Origin of the sequence: Streptomyces olivochromogenes (assembly GCF_021538895.1) — a bacterium.
Taxonomy (GTDB): Bacteria; Actinomycetota; Actinomycetes; order Streptomycetales; family Streptomycetaceae; genus Streptomyces; species Streptomyces olivochromogenes_A.
Genome location: NZ_JADDRL010000055.1, coordinates 53,908 through 61,313, shown reverse-complemented (window position 1 = coordinate 61,313; position 7,406 = coordinate 53,908). Strand labels below are relative to the sequence as shown.

Genomic DNA, 7,406 nt, shown 5'->3' with positions numbered 1-7,406 from the left:
CGCCGTTGCGGCGGCGATTTTCCCGGGGCCGCCCGCACGTCCCGGGCCCGCCGCAAAAATCCCAGGTCCGCGCAGAGGGCGTGGCAGCGTCGGGAGCCGGGGCACCCGAGCGGCAGCACACGCCCTCTGCCGGACCGCCGGAGGCTAGTGCGCGGCCGACTCCCAGTCCGGGCCCGCGCCCACCGAGACGTCCAGGGGGGCTCTGAGGTGGACGGCGTTGGCCATTTCGTGGCGGACGATCTCCTCCGTGGCCGTGCGCTCGCCGGGGGCGATCTCCAGGACGATTTCGTCGTGGACCTGGAGGAGCATGCGGGACTTGAGGTCCGCCGCCCGCAGGGCCCGGTCGACGTTCAGCATGGCGATCTTGACGATGTCCGCCGCGGTGCCCTGGATCGGCGCGTTCAGGGCCATGCGCTCGGCCGCCTCGCGGCGCTGGCGGTTGTCGCTGTTGAGGTCGGGGAGGTAGCGGCGGCGCCCGAAGAGCGTCGCCGTGTAGCCCGTCGCCCGGGCCTCGTCGACCGCCCGGCGCAGATAGTCCCGTACGCCGCCGAAGCGCTCGAAGTAGGTGTCCATCAGGGCGCGCGCCTCGGCCGCCTCGATGTTCAGCTGCTGGGAGAGTCCGAAGGCGGACAGGCCGTAGGCCAGGCCATACGACATCGCCTTGATCTTGCGGCGCATCTCCGCGTCCACCGCGTCCCGCTCGACCGAGAAGACCTGGGAGGCGACCGTGGTGTGCAGGTCCTCGCCGGAGGTGAACGCCTCGATCAGGCCCTCGTCCTCGGAGAGGTGGGCCATCACGCGCAGCTCGATCTGGCTGTAGTCGGCGGTCATGAGGGACTCGAAGCCCTCGCCGACCACGAAGCCGCGGCGGATCGCCCGGCCCTCGTCCGTGCGCACCGGGATGTTCTGCAGGTTCGGGTCGGTCGAGGAGAGCCGGCCCGTGGCCGCCACCGTCTGGTTGAAGGTGGTGTGGATACGGGCGTCGGCGGCGATCGTCTTGATCAGGCCCTCGACCGTGACGCGCAGCTTCGCCTGCTCGCGGTGGCGGAGCATGACGACCGGCAGTTCGTTGTCGGTCTGGGTGGCCAGCCAGGCCAGGGCGTCGGCGTCGGTGGTGTAGCCGGTCTTGGTCTTCTTCGTCCTGGGCAGTGCCAGCTCGCCGAAGAGGACCTCCTGGAGCTGCTTGGGCGAGCCCAGGTTGAACTCGTGCCCGGCGGCCGCGTGGGCCTCCTTCACGGCCTGCTGCACAGCCCCGGCGAACATCTGTTCCATGGCCTCCAGGTGTGCCCGGTCGGCCGCGATGCCGTGCCTCTCCATCCGGGCGAGCAGCGCGGAGGTGGGCAGCTCCACGTCGCGCAGGAGGTCCGCCGCGCCGACCTCCTGGAGGCGGCTCTCGAAGGCCTGGCCCAGGTCGAGGATGGCGCGGGCCTGGATCATCAGGGCCTCGGCCTCGGCGCCGTCGTCCGCGCCGAAGGCCAGCTGGCCGTCGGCTGCCGCGGCGGGGGCCAGCTCCCGGTGCAGGTACTCCAGGGAGAGGGCGTCCAGGTCGAAGGAGCGGCGGCCCGGCTTGACCAGGTAGGCGGCGAGCGCGGTGTCCATGGTGAGGCCCTCGACGCTCCAGCCGTGCTCGGCGAAGACGCGCATGGCGCCCTTGGCGTTGTGGAACACCTTGGGGCGGTCCGCGGCGGCCAGCCAGCTCGCGAACGCGTTCTCGTCGGCCTCGTCCAGCTGGGCCGGGTCGAACCAGGCGGCGGCCCCGCCGGCCGTGGCGAGCGCGACCTCGGCGACCGAGCCGGTGCCCAGCGCCCAGGTGTCGACGGTGGCGACCCCGAGGGTCTGCGTGCCGTGTTCGGTGAGCCAGCCGGCCAGCTCGCCCGTGCCGAGCACGGCGCCGTCCAGCTCCACGCCTTCCGCGGCGACCGGGGTGGTCTCGGCCTCCTCGGCTCCGGGGTCGACGGCGAACAGGCGCTCGCGCAGCGACGGGTTGCGGATCTCCAGGGTGTCCAGGACCATCGCGACGGTCTTGCGGTCGTACGCGGCCCGCTCCAGGTCGGTGACCGTCCGGGGCAGCTCCACCTGGCGCTCCAGCTCGGTGAGCCGGCGGTTGAGCTTGACCGCCTCCAGGTGGTCGCGGAGGTTCTGCCCGGCCTTGCCCTTGACCTCGTCGACGCGCTCGACCAGCTCCTTGAAGGAACCGAACTGGTTGATCCACTTCGCGGCGGTCTTCTCGCCGACGCCGGGGATGCCCGGGAGGTTGTCGGACGGGTCGCCGCGCAGCGCCGCGAAGTCGGGGTACTGGGCCGGCGTCAACCCGTACTTCTCGAAAACCTTCTCTGGGGTGAAGCGGGTCAGCTCCGAGACGCCCTTCGTCGGATACAGCACCGTCGTGTTCTCGGTGACCAGCTGGAAGGAGTCGCGGTCACCGGTGACGATCAGCACCTCGAAGCCCTCGGCCTCGGCCTGGGTGGCGAGGGTGGCGATGACGTCGTCGGCCTCGAAGCCCTCGACGGCGAACCGCGGGGCGTGCATCGCGTCGAGGAGCTCGCCGATCAGCTCGACCTGACCCTTGAACTCGTCCGGGGTCTTGGAGCGGTTCGCCTTGTACTCCGTGAACTCCTCGGAGCGCCACGTCTTGCGGGAGACGTCGAAGGCCACCGCGAAGTGCGTGGGCGCCTCGTCGCGCAGCGTGTTGGCCAGCATCGACGCGAAGCCGTAGATCGCGTTCGTCGGCTGGCCCGTCGCGGTCGTGAAGTTCTCCGCGGGCAGCGCGAAGAACGCGCGGTAGGCCAGCGAGTGCCCGTCCATGAGCATCAGTCGGGGACGGTCGCCGCCGGAGGTCTTGTCGGTCTTCTTCGATGCTGTCTCTGCCACGCCTCCGATCCTGCCACGACCCACTGACACTCGGGGATCCCGGTCACTCCGACCGCCCGGGCCACCAGCGGAGAGCGGCACAGGAAGGCGCCACAGAAGAGCGGCGCGAGCGACACAGGCGTACGGCCGGTTCGGCACCGCCGGACGACCCCCGAGCGGAGTCACTCACCTATCAATCCATTTGCCCGATATGCCCAACTTGCTCACGATGCCCGGCCGATGTCGTTGTCACTGCCGCATGGGAGGATCGTCGCCGTACTCCCACACGCAGTCGTAAGGAGAGCGTGCGATGGCAACGAAGCCGCCCCAGGGTGACCCGGTTCAGGACGCGCCGCAGGTCGCCGAGCCGAAGCACGCGGCGGCGGGGCTGCCGGCCATCGGGCACACGCTGCGGATCGCCCAGCAGCAGATGGGTGTGAAGCGCACCGCGCTCACGCTCCTGCGGGTCAACCAGAAGAACGGCTTCGACTGCCCGGGCTGCGCCTGGCCGGAGCCGGAGCACCGGCACAAGGCGGAGTTCTGCGAGAACGGCGCGAAGGCGGTGGCCGAGGAGGCCACGCTGCGCCGGGTCACCCCGGAGTTCTTCGCCGCGCACCCCGTCGCCGACCTGGCCCACCGCAGCGGCTACTGGCTGGGGCAGCAGGGGCGGCTCACGCACCCCATGTATCTGCCCGAGGGCGCCGAGCACTACGAGCCAGTCTCCTGGGAGCGCGCCTTCGACATCATCGGGGAGGAGATCGCCGAGCTCGGCTCCCCCGACGAGGCCGTCTTCTACACCTCGGGGCGTACGAGCAACGAGGCCGCCTTCCTCTACCAGCTGTTCGCGCGCGAGCTGGGCACCAACAACCTGCCGGACTGCTCGAACATGTGCCACGAGTCGTCCGGCTCGGCGCTCTCCGAGACCATCGGCATCGGCAAGGGCAGCGTCCTGCTGGAGGACCTCCACCGGGCCGACCTGATCATCGTCGCCGGGCAGAACCCCGGCACCAACCACCCGCGCATGCTCTCCGCCCTGGAGAAGGCCAAGGCGGGCGGCGCGAAGATCATCAGCATCAACCCGCTGCCCGAGGCGGGCCTGGAGCGGTTCAAGAACCCGCAGACCGCGCAGGGCATGCTCAAGGGCGCCGCGCTGACGGATCTGTTCCTGCAGATCCGCATCGGCGGCGACCAGGCCCTCTTCCGTCTCCTCAACAAGCTCGTCCTGGAGACGGAGGGCGCGGTCGACACGGACTTCGTCCGCGAACACACGCACGGGTACGAGGAGTTCGCCGAGGCCGCCCGCGCCGCCGACTGGGACGAGACGCTGACCGCGACGGGCCTCACGCGCGCAGAGATCGACCGGGCCCTGCGGATGGTCCTCGCCTCGAAGCGCACCATCGTCTGCTGGGCCATGGGACTCACCCAGCACAAGCACTCCGTCCCGACCATCCGCGAGGTGGTCAACTTCCTCCTCCTGCGCGGCAACATCGGCCGCCCCGGCGCCGGCGTGTGCCCGGTGCGCGGTCACTCGAACGTGCAGGGCGACCGCACGATGGGCATCTTCGAGCGGCCCGCCCCCGCCTTCCTGGACGCCCTGGAGAAGGAGTTCGGGTTCGCGCCGCCGCGCGAGCACGGCTTCGATGTCGTCCGCGCCATCCGCGCGCTGCGCGACGGCGAGGCGAAGATGTTCTTCGCCATGGGCGGCAACTTCGTCGCCGCCTCCCCCGACACGGACGTCACCGAGGCGGCCATGCGGCGGGCCCGGCTGACCGTGCACGTGTCGACCAAGCTCAACCGCTCGCACGTCGTCACGGGCGCGCGGGCGCTGATCCTGCCGACGCTGGGCCGCACCGAGCGGGACCTCCAGGGCGGCGGGGAGCAGTTCGTGACCGTGGAGGACTCCATGGGCATGGTGCACGCCTCCCGGGGGCGTCTGGAGCCGGCGAGCGCGCTCCTGCTGTCCGAGCCGGCCATCGTGTGCCGGATGGCACGGCGGGTGCTCGGCGAGGTCAGCGTCGTCCCGTGGGAGGAGTTCGAGCAGGACTACGCGACGATCCGTGACCGCATCGCGCGCGTGATCCCCGGGTTCCAGGACTTCAACGCGCGCGTGGCCCACCCCGGCGGTTTCGCGCTGCCGCACGCCCCGCGCGACGAGCGGCGTTTCCCGACGGCCACCGGGAAGGCGAACTTCACGGCGGCGGCGGTCGAGTACCCGGCGCTGCCCGCGGGCCGGCTGCTGCTGCAGACACTGCGCTCGCACGACCAGTACAACACCACGATCTACGGCCTCGACGACCGCTACCGGGGCATCACGAACGGCCGCCGGGTGGTCCTGGTGAACCCGGAGGACGCGCGGGAGCTCAAGGTCGCGGAAGGGTCGTACGTCGACCTCGTGAGCGAGTGGCGGGACGGCGTGGAGCGGCGTGCGCCCGGGTTCCGGGTCGTGCACTACCCGACGGCGCGGGGCTGCGCGGCGGCGTACTACCCGGAGACCAACGTGCTCGTGCCGCTGGACGCCACCGCCGACACCAGCAACACCCCGGCCAGCAAGTCCGTCGTCATACGTCTGGAACAATCGGCGACCGACTGAGCGTTTGCTCAGTCGAGCTGGAGCGAATGATCACGACGAACGGAGCCGGGTCCATGGGCGAGCAGCAGAGGGTGCAGTTCCCGCAGGAGGTCATCGACGAGTACGCCGCGCTCGGGGTCGACCTGCCGGCGTTGTTCTCCGCGGGGCACCTCGGGACGCGGATGGGCGTGCAGATCGTCGAGGCGTCGGCGGAGCGGGTCGTCGGGACGATGCCGGTGGAGGGGAACACACAGCCGTACGGACTGCTGCACGGGGGCGCGTCCGCGGTGCTGGCGGAGACCCTGGGCTCGGTGGGCTCGATGCTGCACGGGGGCAGCTCCAAGATCGCGGTCGGTGTGGACCTCAACTGCACGCACCACCGCGGGGTGCGCTCGGGATCGGTCACCGGGGTTGCCACGCCCGTGCACCGGGGGCGGTCGACAGCGACGTACGACATCGTGATCAGCGACGAGGAGGGCCGGCGGGTGTGCAGCGCCCGGCTGACCTGCCTGCTGCGTGACGTGAAGCCGGGCGACGAGGCCCACATCCAGACCCCCAAGGCCTGACCCCGGCCCCGCGGCGGCCCCCACCAGGCCGCCGCGGCTCACCGACCGTCACTCCCCGCCATCTCCCGCCATCCGTCACTCCCCGCCATCCGTCGTTCCGGGCCAACCGCCACTCCGCGCCGCAACGCCGCGCCGAGCCGTTGCCCCGCGGCCTCCGTCGGCTTAGCGTCGGCGCATGGGACGGCGAGGGGGCACCCGGGCGAGGGTGACCGCACGGGGGCTCGGACTGGCGCTGCTGGCAAGCATGTTGGCCGCCGGATGCGACGCGACCGGGTCCTCCACCGACGGATCCGGTCGCCCCGGCGGCACTCCGCACCCCTCCGCCCCGGCCCTCTCGGCGACCTCCTCGGCGCGGCCGGACTCCGATGCCGAGCTGTGCGCCACGATCGTCGCCCATTGGTCGCGCGCGGTGCTCGACAGCGGCACCTACGGCGACTACCAGTCCATGGGGCTGTCCAACGGGCAGTACGAGATCCTGCGGAACGTCGTGGACGCCGCCCGTGTCGTAAAACGGCGTCAAGGAGCCATGGCCGCCGACGAGTTGATCGACCGTGAGGCACGCGCGGCCTGTGCCGACCGGTACCGGGACGGAACCCCGAGCGGAGGCCCCTGGCGATGAGCGGCGTCGGTCCAGTCGAGCCGGGAGAAGGCACGCGCGCGCGTGAGGCGCACGACACGGACGCCGTCCGGGCCCCCGGCCGTACCCGTACACGCCTCACGGAGGTGTACGCCCGCCACCGTCGCGCCGCCCTGGCCCTCGCCGTGGCGGCCGCCGTCCTCGCGGGCGGCGGCTACCTCTACGCCACCCGGCCGAAACAACCGCCGCCGCCCGAACCGCCGTACCCCGCACAGGCGGTGGAGATGGCCTTCCTGAACGGCCGGCCCACCGCGCCCGGCGCCCCGCCCCGCAGTTTCAGCTTCGAGGTGTCGCTGACCGTGCTGTCCGGACCGCCCGTCACCGTGACCCGGGTGACCCAGCCGTACGCCGGCCTCTGGTTGTCCGTGGCGCCGCGCGCGCCCTTCCGAACGAAGGCGGGCGCCCCCCGCAAGATCACGATAACCATGCATGTGACGGATTGCGGAAAAGTACCGAAGGACGCCGGACTGCCTTTCCTGGAAGTAACTCTACGTAATGCGCGCGCAATGCAGGCGCAGAGTTTCATCCTCGGGGAGCGCTACGCACAACACTTGTCCGAGGCCCTGCAAGTCGCCTGCGGCAACGGCCCGCGTAATCACCAAAACACCTGAGACGCCTGAACAGAACTCGGCGAGTCCTGCGGGTTCTCAGCATGCGGACAGGGCGAATCAGTCCGAATTCAGCTCTTCCCCCCACGGTGTACCGCTGTGCATTACCTCGTGTCATAACAAGAGCGTCACAGCCTTCGTCAGACCCTCCTCGACGTTCCCCACCCGCGCTTAGA

General features: G+C 71.0%; 5 protein-coding genes. 4 read left to right on the top strand and 1 reads right to left on the bottom strand.

The window, feature by feature from the left end; translation table 11 throughout:
* Positions 1-144 precede the first annotated feature (144 nt).
* Entirely contained in the window at positions 145-2,871 is a 2,727-nt protein-coding gene (gene polA, locus IPZ69_RS26215) for a DNA polymerase I (RefSeq protein ID WP_235456937.1), read from the bottom strand.
* Between the two features lie 289 nt (positions 2,872-3,160).
* Between polA and IPZ69_RS26210 the strand changes: the two genes are divergently transcribed.
* The 4 genes from IPZ69_RS26210 to IPZ69_RS26195 all read left to right on the top strand — a co-directional run bounded on the left by IPZ69_RS26210 (position 3,161) and on the right by IPZ69_RS26195 (position 7,233).
* Positions 3,161-5,440, top strand: coding sequence for an FdhF/YdeP family oxidoreductase (locus tag IPZ69_RS26210; RefSeq protein WP_235456936.1), 2,280 nt, complete (start codon positions 3,161-3,163; stop codon positions 5,438-5,440).
* Positions 5,441-5,493: 53 nt separating this feature from the next.
* A complete protein-coding gene (locus IPZ69_RS26205; RefSeq protein WP_235456935.1) occupies positions 5,494-5,985 on the top strand; it encodes a PaaI family thioesterase in 492 nt (163 codons plus the stop codon).
* A 175-nt stretch (positions 5,986-6,160) separates the two neighbouring features.
* Positions 6,161-6,604, top strand: a complete 444-nt coding sequence (locus IPZ69_RS26200) for a hypothetical protein (RefSeq protein ID WP_235456934.1) — start codon at positions 6,161-6,163, stop codon at positions 6,602-6,604.
* The gene (locus IPZ69_RS26195; RefSeq protein WP_235456933.1) at positions 6,601-7,233 is read left to right on the top strand and encodes a Tat pathway signal sequence domain protein; all 633 of its coding nucleotides are present in this window, start codon (positions 6,601-6,603) and stop codon (positions 7,231-7,233) included. The genes IPZ69_RS26200 and IPZ69_RS26195 overlap by 4 nt, the downstream gene beginning before the upstream one ends.
* The last annotated feature ends 173 nt before the right edge of the window (positions 7,234-7,406 follow it).

Excerpts from the sequence above, each read along its gene's own strand:
- IPZ69_RS26195 (WP_235456933.1), top strand. The coding sequence starts at position 6,601 with ATGAGCGGCGTCGGTCCAGTCGAGCCGGGAGAAGGCACGCGCGCGCGT.
- IPZ69_RS26205 (WP_235456935.1), top strand. The coding sequence starts at position 5,494 with ATGGGCGAGCAGCAGAGGGTGCAGTTCCCGCAGGAGGTCATCGACGAG.
- IPZ69_RS26200 (WP_235456934.1), top strand. The coding sequence starts at position 6,161 with ATGGGACGGCGAGGGGGCACCCGGGCGAGGGTGACCGCACGGGGGCTC.
- IPZ69_RS26210 (WP_235456936.1), top strand. The coding sequence starts at position 3,161 with ATGGCAACGAAGCCGCCCCAGGGTGACCCGGTTCAGGACGCGCCGCAG.